The following is a 15,627-nucleotide window of genomic DNA, read 5'->3' as shown; positions in this document are numbered from 1 at the left end:
CGAGGCAATTACTCGCGCAAAATACTCTGCGGCGCCCTTTTTGTCGGCTAATCTTCGCCGTGGCGATCCAGGCCAGAACCAGCTAGCAAAGGAAACTCATTGGGCACCAGAATCAACCAGTCGGGTCGCCACCGCCTGGGAATGGCGGGAGGCGTGCACTGCATCCAGATCCCCGCTGTCGCGGCCGCGCTCGCCGAGCACCGCCGCTCATGGTTCACCGCTTTGATCAGTCCGGCACGGCACAGTTTCGCGGCCATGCGAAAACGTCCAGCTTTCGCATCCGTGCGCTGGGTTCCCGCCACCGCCGGCTGACCTCTCCTTCGGGCAGTGGCCCCACCCGCTCCGGGTCGGGCCACTGTCGCATGTCCGGGGTGTGTCACACCGGTCCACTCGGGCTCCGGCGCGCACCCGGCCGCTGCTCGGGCATCGCGTTGGGCGGAACCGGGTAGGGAATGCCGAGATTCGCGGTGCCGAGCGCGACATTCGGACCGCACTGCGCCGCGGCCGCGCCGATTCTCGGTCCGGGATCGGTCAGTAGCGGGGACGCCGGATCCGGCGCGGCTCCGAAGTCGAAGGCCGATGTCATATCCCCCGTGACGCCACGTCGCCACGCCGTCAGGTTCGGCACCTCCACGCCGAACCTGGTTTCGAGCAGTCGTAACTGCGAGGTGTGGTCGAACGTCTCCGAGGCGACGAGGCCGCCGCGACTGTAGGGCGAGATGACAAGGCCGGGAACGCGATAGCCCAGTCCGATCGGCCCCGCGATACCCGCGGACGACGACACCCGGTCCAAAGGAACCGTGAGGAACTCCCCCGGCGTTCCCGGTGGCGCGGTCGGCGGGGTGACGTGGTCGAAGAACCCGCCGTTCTCGTCATAGGTCACGATGAGCGCGGTCTTCTCCCACACCGCCGGATTGGACGTGAGGATGTCGAGCAGTTGGACGATGCCGAAAGCGCCGAACGCGGCGGGCAGCGCGGGATGTTCGCAGGTGAGCACCGACGGAACCACCCAGGAGACGGCGGGCAGCCGGTCGGCGGCGACATCGTCCCGGAAATCGTTCGGGTATGTCGGGGCCGTCCCCCGCCGCGCGAGTTCCGAATCCGGGTCCGAGGACTGGGTGAAACAGCCGATCATCCCGTCCAGCAGCACCGAGGCGAGCGGACCGAAGTCGCGATTGTTGTAGATCTTCCAGTCCACACCTGCCTCGGACAGGTTCTCCGGGTAGGTCCGCCAGCTGTAGACATGACGCGGGAGCAACAGCGGCGTTTCGACGAGCGGACCGCCCGCGACGCCGTCGGGGTCGATGGTCGCGCCGATCCAGTACAGCCGGTTCGGGTCGGTGGGGCCGAGGACCGAGCAGTGGTAGTTGTCGCACAGGGTGAACGCGTCCGCGAGTTCGTGATGGATCGGAATGTCTTCTCGCAGGTAATACCCCATGGCGGCGGGGGCGTTGGCCGGTCCGACGCTGTCGATCGACATCGGCATCCACCGGTCGTTCGCGCCGCCGTTCCACGCCCGGTGCATGCCGCCCCAGCTGTGGTCGGGATCGTTGACGCATTCGCCGTCCAGTGTGGGCCCGCGCGTGGTGTCGAGACGGAACGGATTCACGAAACCGTCCGGGGCGGGACCGATTCCGGGCGTCCACCCGTACTGCTGCCAGGCGGTGGACGCCTCGCCGAAACCGCGCACGCCGGAGAACGCGCCGAAATAGTGGTCGAAGGAACGGTTCTCCTGCATCAGCAGGACGAAATGCTCGATATCGCCCAGCCCGCCCTGCCCCGCCGGATCGGCGGCATGGGCGCGTTCGATGATCGGATTCGCCCACGACGCCAGCGCACCCACCGCACCGGCCGCCATCGCCTTCGTCAGGAAGCGCCTACGGTCGAGACCGCCGAACGGACCCGATGCGCCCATGTTCGGTCAACCCTTCTGCCGGAATGTCCTAGCCAGGTTCACGATCGGCGCAGACCCTACCCGACGCGCGGCGCGGCGTTACCACCGCCACCTGCGGCGCAGCGCCGAACCGACGGCGTCGTCCCGCCTTCGACCGAAGATCGGCAGGCGTCAGGAGGAAAGCCGGTCGCGCGTCTCCCCCTGACCGTCCGTCGCGGTCCATGCCTTCAGCAGACCGGATATCTGGGCGAGCAGGGGCGCCAGGCCGGACAGGTCGCCACCGACTTGGTAGGTCTTGAGTTCGGCGGGGGCGGGGAGCTGCGACACGATCTGCGGCAGGTTGTCGATCAGTCTGGCCTGGATATTGGTGCTGTTCTGCTCGTTGGCGGTGCTGACGCGGACCCGATCGCGTTCCAGGTCGAGCAGTTCTCCTTCGTGCGCGGCGCGCCGACGCGCGGCGGCGAGCGACAGTTCGCCGTCCAGTTCCTCGCGGCGCAATTCCTGGCGCCTGCGCAGGTTCTCGGCCTGTTCGGCGTGCTGCTCGCGCTCGAGGCGCAGCGCGTGCAGCGCCGTCTCGGCGGCCAGATCGGCGACCGTGCGCTGATCGTCGTGTTCGCGGGTGGTGCGGCGCAGCTGTTCGGCGGTCTCCCTGTCGAAACGCGACGCCTCGTGTCCGGCCCGCAGATCGGCGAGTTCGCGTTCGTTCTCGATGCGCCGTTCCTCCGCCGTGCGGTGCGCGGCGGTTTCCCGCGCCGAGATCACCTCCTGCGCGGCCAGTTCCGCGAGGCGGGCGATCTGGTTCTGTTCACTGCGATAGGGCTTCTGCAAGTTCTCCCACAGCGTCGACGAGCTCACCACGGCCTCTTTGATCTGCACGGTGACGATGCGCAGCCCCAACCCGTGATCGCCGCGTCCGTCGGCCGCGTCCGCCGCGCCCTCGGCGACCGCGCGCAGCCGTGCGGTCAACTCCTCGATGATGGGCTGCTTATCGCTGAGCACGTCACGCACGCCCATGGTGGAGACCTTGTCCTTGATCGCGGCCTCCGCCTGTTCGCGCAACTGGATGTTGACCAGCCGCATGGGATCCTCGGCGTCGGAGAAATCCAGTTTTCGGTAGGCGGTGCCGAAATCCTCGATGATCCACTGCACGTATCCCTGGACGAGGACACCCTGGAGTTCGCCGCATATGCAGTAGGCGTTGATCAGAATCGTCTGCATCGCGCCGGGCACGACGAGATAGGAATCGGTGGCCGGATTGAACCGGAAGGACACGCCCAATCCGATGTGCAGCGGTTCGCCGCGGCCCCGACGGGTATGCACGACAAAGGCATTCGGCGGAACCAGGACGGTGCGCCGACGCCAGAAACCGGTGACCCTGACCTCGACCGGACCGGGGCCCGAGCCCGGTGTGCTCGGGCCGATCGCCTCGGCCCGCTTCGCCATCGCGCCTCGCGGTGCCGGTGCGCCGGGTGGCGGCGGCATCGAGGCCGCGGCCGGGGCGGGTTTGCGCGTGCGCAGATCGTCCTCCAGCGCGGCCTGTTGCGCCACGACCTGGTCGAGATAGGAGTTCTTGCCCGAATTGGAGCCCATGCCGGTGGAGACTACCGCCGAATCCCGCGCGCGCGAATCTTTATGCGGTCGGTCCGTATTCGAGCGCGAACCGCACCTCACTCCCGGAGAACCGCCCCGATCCACCCGTGGTCGTCGGTGATCTCGACCTTCATGGTCGCTCCGGCCGCGACCGATCCATCCGGGCATCGCCCTTGCGTCTCCCTCGCCGGAGTTCCTAGACTGGGAAAACCTGATAGTGACTTTCAGGTAGTGACCCCGGGAGGGCCGATGACAACGCACGCCACCGTGGAACGACCGCAACCGGCGACTCGACCGGGGGCGGTCGGCCGGTGGGGTGAGTTCATGGCCCGGCATCGCCGGATCGTGCTCGGCGGCTGGATACTGCTGGTCCTGCTCTGCGGCGCCGGCTACCCGGCGCTGCACGATCGCCTCGGCGCACCGGACTACACGGTGCCCGGATCGGGCTCGAACCGCGTCGAACAGCTTGCCGCCGAACATTTCTCGCAGATGGGTGCGGAACAGGACGTCATCGTCTTCCATTCCGACCGATACCGCGCCGACGCACCAGAATTCCGAGCCGCCGTCGATTCCGCCCTCGCCACCACACGCGCGACCGAGGGCGTCGCCGGGGTGGTCGGACCCTTCGACGGGGTCCCCTCGATCCAGATCTCCGAGGACGGGCATACGGCCTTCGGCATCGTCGGCCTGAACGGGTCGATGGCCGAGCGGGTCGATGTCGCGATCCGTGTGCAATCCGCCTTGGGCTCCCAACCGGGTATCAGCGGCGGCGGGATCGAAGCGTCGATCACCGGCTACGCGCCGATCCAGGCCGACCTGATGGCGATCGAGACCGCCGATATGCAGCGTGCCGAGGGGATCGGCCTGCCGGTCGCGGCGGCGGTGCTGGTTCTCGCGTTGGGCGCGGCGGTCGCCGCCACGATCCCGATCACCGTCACCGTCGCCGGAATCGCGGTCGGTGTGGGGGTCCTGTTCGGACTCACCACCTTCCTCACCTTCGATTCGCTGGTGCTCTCGGTGGCGACCATGATCGCCACCGGCACCGCCATCGACTACGCGATGTTCATCGTCAGCAGGTTCAACGAGGAATCGACCCGCCGCGGCATCGGGGATCGCAGGGCGCGAGCCGAAATCGAGGCCGCGATCGGCGTCGCCCTCGACACCACCGGCCGCACGGTGCTCGCGTCGGGCATCATCGTCATGATCTCGCTGTGCTCGCTCGCGGTGGTCGGGTTGCCGATGCTCACCGGAATCGCGATCGGCGTGGTCACCGCGGTCGTCGCCACGCTCGCCGCCGCCTTCACACTGCTGCCCGCCCTCCTCGCGGTACTCGGGCCCGCGATCAATCGCGGCGCGCTGCCCGCACGGCTACGACCGGCCGAGACCCGTTCGGCGACAGCGTCGAACAACTGGGCGCGGTGGGCGCGCCTGGTGATGGGCAGACCTGTGCTCTTCGGCGCGCTGGGTGTCGGCACGCTGCTGTTGGCCGCGTTCCCGATCACCGGTATCCAGTACGGCGTCGACATGGGTATCGGTTCGCTCGCCGAGCGGCCGAGCGGCCGGGCCACCACCCTCGTCGAGGACAATTTCGGGCCGGGACTACTCGGGCCGATCACTCTCGTCGCGACCGGTCCCGACGACGGCCCACTCGCCGCGTCGGCCTCGACCGGGGTCGCGACGTTCATCGACGGGCTCGCCGCGGACGAACGGGTCATCCGGGTCATCCCGCAACAGGCGGACGGGCGCGTTCTGGCCACCGTCGTGCCACGCGACACCTTCGACTCGACCGCCGTCGCCGAACTGACCGCCGACATCCGTGCCGAGGCCGACGAGGTCACCGGCGCGCAGATCCACATCGGCGGCACCTCCGCCACCTTCGCCGACGTCTCCGAACGCATCACCGATCGACTGTTCCTGGTGATCGGACTGGTGCTGACGGTCTCGCTGGCGTTCCTCGTGTTCGCGTTCCGCAGTATCGTGCTGGCGTTCAAGGCGATTCTGCTGAATCTGCTGGCTACCGGTGCGGCACTGGGAATCACGGTCGCGGTCTTCCAGCACGGCATCGGTGAATCACTGCTCGGTTTCGAGAGCACCGGATTCCTCCAGGTCTATCTACCGATGCTGGTGTTCGCCGTATTGTTCGGCCTGTCCATGGATTACGAGGTGTTCCTGATCCGGCGGATGAAGGAGGCGTGGGACCGGAATCCGGACAACGCCGCCGCTGTCGCCGAGGGGTTGCAGCGCACCGCCCGGCCCATCACGGCCGCCGCGGCGATCATGGTCGCGGTGTTCGCCAGTTTCGTCACCGCGGATGTGCTGGAACTCCAGCAGATCGGATTCGCGCTCGCGGTGGCGATCGCGATCGACGCGCTGATCGTGCGCCTGGTGCTGGTGCCCGCGTTCATGCAACTGTTCGGGCGTTGGAATTGGTGGTTGCCGCGATTCGGTTCCGCTAGAGAAGAATCCGTTCGATCGCACTGACGACCGCGTCGACCGCCTCGGTGTAGACCTCACGCAGCGGGCGAACGAAATCCGCTGTCGTCCAATGATTCAGCGCGGCCATGATCCCCCAGACACCGGTGGCCGCCGCGACACACAGCCGCAGATCGTTCGGATCGCCGCCGGTGCGCTCGGCGAACAACGCGACGATCTGCGATTCCAGATCCCGCATCTGCCGGTTCTGCGCGTCGGCGATCTCCGGAATGGTCGCCACGTAGCGCATCCGCCTACGCAGCCGCAGTTCGGTCTCGCGCGTCAGCATCGATTCGATCAGCATCGGCGCCAGTAGCCTGGCCGCCGCGATCAGTTCGCCGGGCGGCATCGGTTCGCCGCCGCCGCTGTCCCTGATCGCCTCCAGAATCCGCAGATCGTGTTCGTCGTAGAGGACCAGCATCTCCTTGACGCCGAAATACCGGTACACCGAACTGGCCGACACCCCGGCCTCGCTGGCGATCCGCTCGATCGTCACCGCCCGGTAGCCGTATTCCTCGAACAGATCCAGCGCCACCGCCTGGATACGGCTCATCGCCTCGCGCTTCCTGCGCTCCCACACGCCCGCCGAGGACTCCACGCTGACATCGGACATCGCAGCTCAGGGTACCCGCCCGACATGCGGCAACGGTCCCGATCGCGGTGGCGGGAAGGTGCCGGGACGCGGGGAAGGCCCCGGTCCGTATGGACCGGGGCCTTCCGCCGTGGTGTCTACTACTCGAATCAGGCGTTGCCGGAGAGCTTCTCCCGCAGGGCCGCGAGCTGGGCGTCGCTGGCCAGCGAACCGCCTGCGGACTCGGCCGGGCTGGAGGAGGACGACGACTGCGCGCCGCCACCGCTCTCGGAGGAGTAGTTGGACGAACCGCCACCGTTCGCGGCCTCGGCCGCGGCGTCGGCCGCCATCTTCTCCATCTGCGCGGTGTGCATCTTGTGACGACGCTCCGCCTCGGCGTAACGGCCTTCCCACTCTTCGCGCTGCTTGTCGAAGCCGTCCAACCATTCGTTGGTGTCGGGATCGAAGCCCTCGGGGAAGATGTAGTTGCCCTGGTCGTCGTAGCTGTCGGCCATGCCGTACTTCGACGGGTCGAACTCGGCGTGGTAGTCCTCGTTCGCCTGCTTCAGCGACAGCGAGATCCGGCGACGCTCGAGGTCGATGTCGATGACCTTGACCATCGCGTCGTCACCGACGGCGACGACCTGGTCCGGAACCTCGACGTGGCGCTCGGCCAGCTCGGAGATGTGCACCAGGCCCTCGATGCCCTCTTCGACGCGCACGAACGCACCGAACGGAACCAGCTTGGTGACCTTGCCCGGAACGATCTGGCCGATCGCGTGGGTGCGGGCGAACTGACGCCACGGATCTTCCTGGGTCGCCTTGAGCGACAGCGAAACCCGCTCGCGATCCAGATCGACGTCGAGAACCTCGACGGTGACCTCGTTGCCGACCTCGACGACCTCGGAGGGGTGGTCGATGTGCTTCCAGGACAGCTCGGAGACGTGCACCAGGCCGTCCACGCCGCCCAGATCGACGAAGGCGCCGAAGTTGACGATCGAGGAGACCACACCCTTGCGGACCTGGCCCTTCTGCAGCTGGTGCAGGAACTCGGAGCGCACCTCGGACTGGGTCTGCTCCAGCCACGCGCGGCGGGACAGGACCACGTTGTTGCGGTTCTTGTCCAGCTCGATGATCTTGGCCTCGATCTCCTTGCCGACGTACGGCTGGAGGTCGCGGACACGGCGCATCTCGACGAGCGACGCCGGGAGGAAGCCGCGCAGACCGATGTCCAGGATCAGGCCGCCCTTGACGACCTCGATGACGGTGCCCTTGACGGCCTCGTCCTTCTCCTTGAGCTCCTCGATCGTGCCCCACGCGCGCTCGTACTGCGCCCGTTTCTTCGACAGGATCAGGCGGCCTTCCTTGTCCTCCTTGGTGAGGACGAGGGCCTCCACCTCATCACCCACGGAAACGACCTCGTTCGGGTCGACATCGTGTTTGATGGAGAGTTCGCGGGAGGGGATGACGCCTTCGGTCTTGTAACCGATGTCGAGCAGGACCTCGTCGCGGTCGACCTTGACGATGGTTCCCTCAACGATGTCGCCGTCGTTGAAGTACTTGATCGTGGCATCGATGGCGGCGAGGAAGTCCTCGGCGGAGCCGATGTCGTTGACGGCTACCTGCGGCGAGGTGACGGTGGTGGGCATGTGTCGGTTTGCTCCGGACGGATTGTGGTCGGTTGCGGACATTGGAACTTTCGGTACGCTGCGAGATCACCGCGACGATGCGACGACGGACATTGGGAACCTACCGCACGTACTGCACTCACTGTGAAACCCAGCACGGGCCCCCTGTTACTCACTACACTGTAGCCGTCGGTGGATCGTCACCCTCGACTACATCGGTACGCCAGTACAGAAGGCACTCGCTGGTTCAGCGTACGCGACCGTGGTCGGCACGGGCAAACCGGTCCGCACGCCACGCCGGGATAAGGTTTCAGCGTGTCGGAAGATCGCCATGCGCAAGCAAACGCACTGCTGGGAACCACCGGAACCGCGCGCACACGAATCGGTTCCGCCGCCAGTCAGCACGCCAGTCGCCGGTGGTGGGACGCCGACGCGATCCAGTACCACGAGACCCACGCCGACTTCCTCGGCGTCGACTCCCCCGGCGGTGAGTTCGTCTGGTGTCCGGAGGGGCTGCACGAGGGCGATATGCGCCTGCTCGGCGATATCGAGGGCAAGCGGATCCTGGAGATCGGATGCGGTTCGGCGCCCTGTTCGCGTTGGCTGGCCGGACACGGCGGCCTGCCGGTGGGCCTGGACCTGTCGCGCGGAATGCTGGAGCGCGGACTCGCGGCGATGGCGCGCGGCGGGCCGACGGTGCCGCTGGTCCAGGCGGGCGCCGAGGATCTGCCCTTCGCCGACGCCAGTTTCGACCTCGCCTGTTCGGCCTTCGGCGCCATTCCGTTCGTCGCCGATTCCGCCCGGGTGATGCGCGAGGTGTCCAGGGTGCTGCGCCCCGGCGGGCGCTGGGTGTTCTCGGTGAACCACCCGCTGCGCTGGATCTTTCCCGACGATCCGGGCCGGGCCGGGCTGACCGCGGCCATCCCGTACTTCGACCGCACCCCCTACGTGGAGGTGGACGCGGACGGCACACCGACCTATGTCGAGCACCATCGCACGATCGGAGATCGGGTCAGGGAACTCGTCGCCGCCGGTCTCGTCGTCGAGGACATCGTCGAACCCGACTGGCCGGAATGGCTCGACCGGGAATGGGGGCAGTGGAGTCCGCTGCGCGGCGAGATCTTCCCCGGAACCGCCATCTTCGTCAGCACCAAACCGGCGGGCTGACGGCATCCGCCCCGCTCACGTGTCCGGGTGGGTATTTGCCAGTGGATTACCACCGAGGCCGACCCGGTCGGGAACGGACGATCGACGATCAGCTGGTCGGCGCGTTCGCCGAATGCAATGCCAGGACCCGGCAGGCGCTGCTGTCACGAGTCCGTGGCATCGACCGACGAGATCAGAGCAGGCGGACGTTATCGGCCTGCGGACCCTTCGGGCCCTGTGTCACCTCGAATTCCACGCGCTGTTCATCATCGAGGCTGCGGAAACCGCTGCCTCCGATGGCGCTGAAATGGACGAACACATCCGCGCTTCCGTCGTCAGGGGCGATGAAGCCGAAGCCCTTGTCCGCGTTGAACCATTTGACAGTGCCTTGCATCGCTCGCTCCTGAAGTAGGGGATTGCTGGTGGATCGCTGTACATCCTGCCCGCTCCCACCCCGGAAACGCGGTATTTGGCCGCGCTCATGTCGCGGTGTCATCGCCCCGTCGTCTCGGCGCGCGTCCCGCCTGTTCGAGCGCGAGGCGCAACGCGAATTCGATCTGGGCGTTGATGCTGCGCAAGTCGTCGGCCGCCCACTTGGCCATGGCCTCGTGGACGGCCGGGTCGAGACGGAGCAGTAGCTTCTTGCGTTCGACCATGCCGGGACTCAGTTGTAGAGAGTGCCGGCGTTGACGACGGGCTGGGTCGCGCGGTCGCCACACAGCACCACCAGCAGATTGGAAACCATTGCGGCCCTTCGCTCCTCGTCGAGTTCTACGACGCCCTGTGCGGTGAGTCGATCCAGGGCGAGACCGACCATACCGACCGCGCCCTCCACGATGTGGGTGCGGGCCGCGACGACCTGGGCGGCCTGCTGACGCACCAGCATCGCCTGGGCGATCTCCGGGGCGTAGGCGAGGTGGGTGATGCGGGCCTCCAGCACCTCGATACCCGCCAGCTCGGTGCGCTCGCGCAGTTCGACGGTCAGTTCCTCCGCCACCTCGGTGCCGTCGCGCAGGCTGGTGCGGTCGGCGTCGTGCGCGTCGTAGGGGTGGGTCGTCGCCAGATGACGGACCGCCGCCTCGGACTGGGTCTCGACGTACTCCTCGTAGTCGTCGACGGCGAATGCCGCCTTGAAACTGTCGACCACGCGGTAGACGACCACCGCGGCGATTTCGACCGGATTGCCGTCCGCGTCGTTGACCTTGAGTTTCTGAGTCTCGAAATTGCGCACGCGCAGCGAGATGCTCTTGCGATCGGTCAGGGGCACGACCGAGTAGAAGCCCGGTTCGCTCACCGAACCGATGTAGCGCCCGAAGAACTGCACCACCTTCGCCTCGTTCGGGTTGATCACCGTCAACCCGGTCGCCAGCAGCAGGAGCACCACCACGACGACGGTCGCCACGATCGCGGCGACCAGCGCGGGGACATTCCCGCCGTCCGCCGCGGCGACATAGCCGACGGCGGCCGCCGCGCCGAAGAAGAGGGTGAGCACCAACCAGGCCAACAGCACGAGAAAACCGTTGACGTGGAAAGCGGACCTGAGCTTCATGACATCCTCCGGGTATCAAAGTGATATCACTACGATAGCGCATCCGGCCGCGACGGCAAGACCTACGGGCGCGCGCTCAGTCGGCGGGACGGATATTGCGGTTGAACCGGAACATGTTGCGCGGGTCGTACTTCGCCTTCAGCGCGGCGAGGCGGTCGTAGGTCGCGGCGTCGTAGCCCGCTCGGGTCTGCTCTTCGTCTGCGCCCGATCCGGCGCCGTACAGGAAATTCAGGTTGTGGCCGATAGTCCACGGCGCCAGTGCCGAGCGGACGATCCCGTGTTCCTCGGGCACCGCCGGTCCCGCGCCGGGAGCGTGCATCGTGATGACCCGAACGAGGTAGGCGGCGTCGCGGTGGTCGATCGACGCGGCGGCGTCCCGGTCACGCAGCGCTCCACCGAGGTGGCGGATGTCGACCACGGCCCGCACCGGCCCGTCCGGGCCCGCCGTCGCCAGCAATGCCGTCACCGTCTCCTCGGTGAACGCGCCGAGCAGCGCGTTGGTGGCGGCGTAGGCGTGCGGGTGGTCGGGATCGGAGTGGATGGTGTGCGATTCGGTGTAGGGCATCGTCCGCAGGTTGTCCTCGACGCGTTCGCCGACCGCGCGCAACGGGGCGACCAGTCGTTCACCGTCGGCTTCGGCACCGTGGAAGGCGACGCGGATCGACGCCGCGTACCGGCCGCGCAGCGACTGCGGAATCTGCGGGATATCGGGGTAGGCCATCAGGGCCACGGTGGAGGTCAGCTCATCCGGAACCGTCGCAGTCCATTCCCGCCATGCGCGCAGCGCGGGCTCCACCAGCGGCGTATCGAAGACGAGCCGACCCCCGTACACCTCGGTCACCGGCAGCAGCTGCACCTCGAGCGCGGTCACCACCCCGAAATTGCCGCCGGAACCGAGTACCGCCGCGAACAATTCGTGCTCCGGGGTGAGCGTGCGCACGCTGCCGTCCGCGGTGACCAGTTCGATACGCCGGACGCGATCGGCCGCGTAGCCGAATTCCCTTGCCAGCAGACCGATCCCGCCGCCGAGGTGATATCCGACCACACCGACCGACGGCGAGGAGCCGATGAGCGGTGCGAGACCGTACGGCGCCGCGGCCTCGACCAGCGCACCGGCCCGAACCCCCGCCGCGACCCGGGCGATTCGCGTTCGCGGATCGACGCGGATATCGGTCATCCGGTGGGTGGTGATCACCACACCGCGCTCGGCCGCGACCGAGAGCCCGTGACCGGTTGCCTGCACCGCGACCGGAAGTTCGCGCCCGGCCGCGTATTCCACGGCGGCCCGTACGTCCTCGGCGGTCGCGGCGCCGACCACGAGATCGGGACGATGGGTGTAGGCGGTCTGGAAACCCGCGATGTCGTCGCCGTATCCGGGCTCGCCCGGGCGGAACACCGGGCCGGTGCCGATGTCGAGATCGTCGATTCGTGCCGTGTTATCTCCCATGTATCCGACCATGCTCGGCCCAGAATCAGAAGTCGAACAGATAGTTTTTCTCGTTTCTATAATCAGCAGTTATGGAACTACGTCAGCTCGGGTATTTCGTCGCCGTGGTCGAGGAGAAGAACTTCACCCGTGCCGCCGCGCGCCTGCACCTGACCCAGCCCGGCCTCAGTTCCCAGATCCGCCGATTGGAACGCGAACTCGGCCAGCCACTGCTCGAACGCGGCGCGCGGACAGTCACCCCCACCCCGGTCGGCGCCGCCGTACTCCCGCACGCCAGGGCCGCGATCGAATCCGCCGAACTGGTGGCCCGCACCGTCGACGAATTCACCGGACTGCTCCGAGGTCGGGTTCGTCTCGGGTTCGTCTCCGGCGCGGCGGGAGAGATCATCGATCTCGCGCGGGTGCTGGCGGAATTCCATCGGGATCACCCCGGCGTCGCCATCGGACTTACCGAACACACCTCGGAGGAGATGGTGGCCGCGGTCCGGCACGGGCAACTGGATATCGCGGTGATCGGACTGGACGGAGCCGAACTCGATCCCGGTCTCGGCGTCGACGTCGTGCTGGAGACACCGATCGTCGCGGCGGTCGCGGCCGACGGTGCGTCCCGCGCGGCGATCGGTCTGACCGAACTCGCCGGGCATCGACTGATCTGCCTGCCACCGGGCACCGGAATTCGCGGCGTCTTCGATCGTGCTTGCGCCACAGCCGGTCTCACGCCCGAGATCGCCTACGAGGCCGCGACACCGGCGCTGCTGCTCCAGCTCGCGGCCCACGGCCTCGGCACGGCCGTCGTCCCCGGATTGTCCGAGGCCGATGCCGCGGCGGCGGGTGTGCGCGCGCTGCGCGTGACCGACCCCGAACTGCGCGGCAGCCTCGCGCTGATCTGGCGCAGAGGACGGCCGGGCAACCCCGCGACCGCGGTTCTGCTCGGGCGGTTGCGTACCGCGTTCGGCCGAGACGGGGGCTGACTCCCGGGTAGGTGTCATTGGCCCCTAGATGGGCGGCGTGCGCCCTGACACAGTGGTGCGCGCCGTTGCCCCCGATGCCGAAAGTGATCGCGAACGATGCTGCCGCAGCTCTGGATCATCCTGCCGTACACGGCATTTGCCTCGTTCGTCATCGGCCACCTCTGGCAGTACCGCCGCGATCGGTTCCGCGCCTTCACCGCCGCGCCCGACACCGATCATGTGCAGGGCCTCGGTCGGGCGGGGTTCCGGACCGGATTCGCGCTCGTGATCGCCGCGCGGGTGATCGACCTGCTCACCTCCGGTCCCGACAACCATCCCGTCGGCGGACTGTTCGTCGCCCTGGTCGTCGTGGAATGCGCGGGTGTCGTGGCGGCGTCGGCCGGCGCGGTGCTGCTGTTCCTGCCCGATCTGATCGCCGCGCCGCCGCGCGAGAGCGTCACCCCGCTCGACCGGATCACCTTGCCCGCGCTGGCGGCAGGCCTGTTCTCGGGGATCATCGTCCGGTTCGACCCGAATTCCACCGGGGATCGCTATCGCACCGCGGAAACCCTCTTCGCCTGGGTCCGCTCGCTGTTCACCCTGCACCCGCAGACCGAATCCATCAGGGACGCGCCGTTCATCTACCAGGCGCGCGGCCTGATCCTGCTGCTCATCGTCGGAATCTGGCCCTACACCCGGCTTTCCGGGATGTTCGCCGGACCGGTGGTGCGGTGGATACGCCGGAATCCGCGCCCGGCGCGCGCCGGGCGCGACGACTCGTCTCCGGTCGCCGAGAAATAGAACGGTTCGATCGAACCGGAGGCCGTTCCCCGTGGGGGACGAAACAAACCGGAATTCGGGGGCAGCGAATACCGCGAACCCGCACTCGAAATCGCGTGATCACCGTGAAGATCACATCTGCATCGTCCGGTGCCGTTCGTCGGGGAACGTCCAACGGTAAGGAATGGAGACCCATGTTTATCAAGAAATTGGTGACGACGGCGTTCATGGCCATCGCCGCCACCGGAATCGCGACCGCGACAGCACAGGGAGAGGCCGGTCTGGCCGATGTCTCCTTCGACGCGACCGACGGCCCGATCGCCTACACGGCGAATCTGGCCGCCGACCACTCGAGCGCGCTGGTCTCGTTGGCTTCCGGCACGTTCGTCGTGACACCCGACGCGGTCGAGGTCCGCGCGGACGACGGCACGGTGGTCGGCAGCATTCCGACGACATTGCGCACGGACGCGGGACAGAGTTTCGAGGTCACCCCCGTCGTCGACGCCTCGGCCACGCAGTTGAGCCTGACCCCGGTCGGCGGTCCGCTCTCGCGCGATATTCCCGGTACCCACGAGGTGGGCGGGCCGATCACCGTTCTCGCGGGCGCGGGTATCGGCTGTCTGATCGGCATCGCGCTCGGCATCTGGTTCTTCGTCGTCGGCGCGATCGCCGGCTGCGCGATCGGCGCGGTCATCGGCGCCGGGGTGGGATTCCTCTTCGTCCCCGGACCGTGATGCGGTAGCACCGGATACGCTGTGGGCCGGGTCGCCGTCGCGCACCCGGCCCACGGCCGTATTCTCTTGTCGCCGGGCAGTTTTCAGAGCAGTCGGGAGAGAAACGCTTTCGTGCGTTCGTGTTCCGGGTTGGCCAGTACCTCGCGGGGCACGCCCGCCTCGACGACCACACCGCCGTCCATGAACACCAGACGGTCGGCGACCTCGCGCGCGAAACCCATTTCGTGGGTCACCACCACCATGGTCATACCGTCGCGGGCGAGTTCACGCATCACTTCGAGTACCTCGCCGACCAGTTCCGGATCCAGCGCCGAGGTCGGTTCGTCGAAGAGCATCAATTTCGGATCCATCGCCAAGGCGCGCGCGATGGCGACACGCTGCTGCTGGCCGCCCGAGAGCTGCGCCGGATAGGCATTCGCCTTGTCGCCCATACCGACCCGGTCCAGCAATTCGTTCGCCCGCGCGACGGCTTCGGCCTTGCGAATCTTCTTGACCTGCGTCGGCGCCTCGATGATGTTCTCCAGGGCCGTCCGGTGCGGGAACAGATTGAAATGCTGGAAGACCATGCCGATGTCACGGCGCTGCGCGGCGGCGACGCGCGGATGCAGTTCGTAGAGTTTGTCGCCCTTCTCCCGGTAGCCGACCAGGTCGCCGTCGACGTAGAGCCGTCCCGCGTTGACCCGCTCCAGATGGTTGATACACCGCAGGAATGTCGACTTACCCGAACCGGACGGCCCGATCAGGCACAGCACCTCGCCGCGCGCCACCTCGAGCGAGATGCCGTTGAGCACCTGGAGCGCGCCGAAACTCTTGCACACCCGGTCGGCGAGAATCATCGGCGGAGTGTCGACCCCGGCCTCCGCCCC

General features: G+C 67.4%; 15 protein-coding genes. 6 read left to right on the top strand and 9 right to left on the bottom strand.

What is annotated here, in order from left to right; genetic code table 11:
* The first annotated feature begins 99 nt into the window (after positions 1-99).
* Complete coding sequence (locus DAT37_RS44525) at positions 100-312, top strand: hypothetical protein (protein ID WP_157978896.1); 213 nt, start codon at positions 100-102, stop codon at positions 310-312.
* Between the two features lie 64 nt (positions 313-376).
* On the opposite strand, the gene DAT37_RS38490 is transcribed toward DAT37_RS44525, so the two are convergent.
* Together DAT37_RS38490 and DAT37_RS38485 are read right to left on the bottom strand one after the other, a co-directional pair.
* A complete protein-coding gene (locus DAT37_RS38490) occupies positions 377-1,915 on the bottom strand; it encodes a phospholipase C (protein WP_109529869.1) in 1,539 nt (512 codons plus the stop codon).
* Positions 1,916-2,065: 150 nt separating this feature from the next.
* The gene (locus tag DAT37_RS38485) at positions 2,066-3,484 is read right to left on the bottom strand and encodes an SPFH domain-containing protein (RefSeq protein WP_109529868.1); all 1,419 of its coding nucleotides are present in this window, start codon (positions 3,482-3,484) and stop codon (positions 2,066-2,068) included.
* A 249-nt stretch (positions 3,485-3,733) separates the two neighbouring features.
* Here DAT37_RS38485 and DAT37_RS38480 point away from each other — a divergent pair, with 249 nt between their 5' ends.
* A complete protein-coding gene (locus DAT37_RS38480; protein ID WP_232840257.1) occupies positions 3,734-5,965 on the top strand; it encodes an MMPL family transporter in 2,232 nt (743 codons plus the stop codon).
* On the opposite strand, the gene DAT37_RS38475 is transcribed toward DAT37_RS38480, so the two are convergent.
* Both DAT37_RS38475 and rpsA read right to left on the bottom strand, forming a co-directional pair.
* A complete protein-coding gene (locus DAT37_RS38475; protein ID WP_109529866.1) occupies positions 5,937-6,569 on the bottom strand; it encodes a TetR/AcrR family transcriptional regulator in 633 nt (210 codons plus the stop codon). The two genes, DAT37_RS38480 and DAT37_RS38475, sit on opposite strands and share 29 nt — an antisense overlap.
* Positions 6,570-6,697: 128 nt before the next feature.
* Entirely contained in the window at positions 6,698-8,176 is a 1,479-nt protein-coding gene (gene rpsA, locus DAT37_RS38470) for a 30S ribosomal protein S1 (RefSeq protein ID WP_109529865.1), read from the bottom strand.
* 294 nt (positions 8,177-8,470) lie between these two features.
* On the opposite strand from rpsA, the gene DAT37_RS38465 reads away from it, so the two are divergent.
* Entirely contained in the window at positions 8,471-9,322 is an 852-nt protein-coding gene (locus DAT37_RS38465) for a class I SAM-dependent methyltransferase (protein WP_109529864.1), read from the top strand.
* 172 nt (positions 9,323-9,494) lie between these two features.
* On the opposite strand, the gene DAT37_RS38460 is transcribed toward DAT37_RS38465, so the two are convergent.
* The 4 genes from DAT37_RS38460 to DAT37_RS38450 form a co-directional block, all read right to left on the bottom strand.
* Complete coding sequence (locus DAT37_RS38460) at positions 9,495-9,695, bottom strand: cold shock domain-containing protein (protein WP_109529863.1); 201 nt, start codon at positions 9,693-9,695, stop codon at positions 9,495-9,497.
* Positions 9,696-9,780: 85 nt separating this feature from the next.
* Positions 9,781-9,957, bottom strand: coding sequence for a hypothetical protein (locus tag DAT37_RS45105; protein ID WP_198654649.1), 177 nt, complete (start codon positions 9,955-9,957; stop codon positions 9,781-9,783).
* A gap of 8 nt (positions 9,958-9,965) precedes the next feature.
* Complete coding sequence (locus tag DAT37_RS38455; RefSeq protein ID WP_109529862.1) at positions 9,966-10,850, bottom strand: SPFH domain-containing protein; 885 nt, start codon at positions 10,848-10,850, stop codon at positions 9,966-9,968.
* A gap of 76 nt (positions 10,851-10,926) precedes the next feature.
* A complete protein-coding gene (locus DAT37_RS38450) occupies positions 10,927-12,297 on the bottom strand; it encodes an FAD-binding oxidoreductase (RefSeq protein WP_109529951.1) in 1,371 nt (456 codons plus the stop codon).
* Between the two features lie 71 nt (positions 12,298-12,368).
* Between DAT37_RS38450 and DAT37_RS38445 the strand changes: the two genes are divergently transcribed.
* From DAT37_RS38445 to DAT37_RS38435, 3 genes are all read left to right on the top strand, one after another.
* Positions 12,369-13,268 carry a LysR family transcriptional regulator gene (locus tag DAT37_RS38445; protein WP_109529861.1) on the top strand — a complete coding sequence of 300 codons (900 nt, stop codon included), beginning with the start codon at positions 12,369-12,371 and terminating at the stop codon, positions 13,266-13,268.
* Positions 13,269-13,364: 96 nt separating this feature from the next.
* Positions 13,365-14,048 (top strand): respiratory nitrate reductase subunit gamma, encoded by a 684-nt coding sequence (locus tag DAT37_RS38440; protein ID WP_109529860.1) that lies wholly within the window; start codon positions 13,365-13,367, stop codon positions 14,046-14,048.
* 173 nt (positions 14,049-14,221) lie between these two features.
* A complete protein-coding gene (locus tag DAT37_RS38435) occupies positions 14,222-14,761 on the top strand; it encodes a hypothetical protein (protein ID WP_232840256.1) in 540 nt (179 codons plus the stop codon).
* Positions 14,762-14,844: 83 nt separating this feature from the next.
* Here the strand turns inward: DAT37_RS38435 and DAT37_RS38430 are convergent, their stop codons facing one another.
* Positions 14,845-15,597, bottom strand: coding sequence for an amino acid ABC transporter ATP-binding protein (locus DAT37_RS38430; RefSeq protein WP_109529949.1), 753 nt, complete (start codon positions 15,595-15,597; stop codon positions 14,845-14,847).
* Positions 15,598-15,627: the final 30 nt, after the last annotated feature.

Source organism: Nocardia aurea (assembly GCF_003123685.1).
Classification (GTDB): Bacteria; Actinomycetota; Actinomycetes; order Mycobacteriales; family Mycobacteriaceae; genus Nocardia; species Nocardia aurea.
Note: the sequence above shows the minus strand (reverse complement) of the source record. Positions and strands in the feature narration are given on the sequence as shown.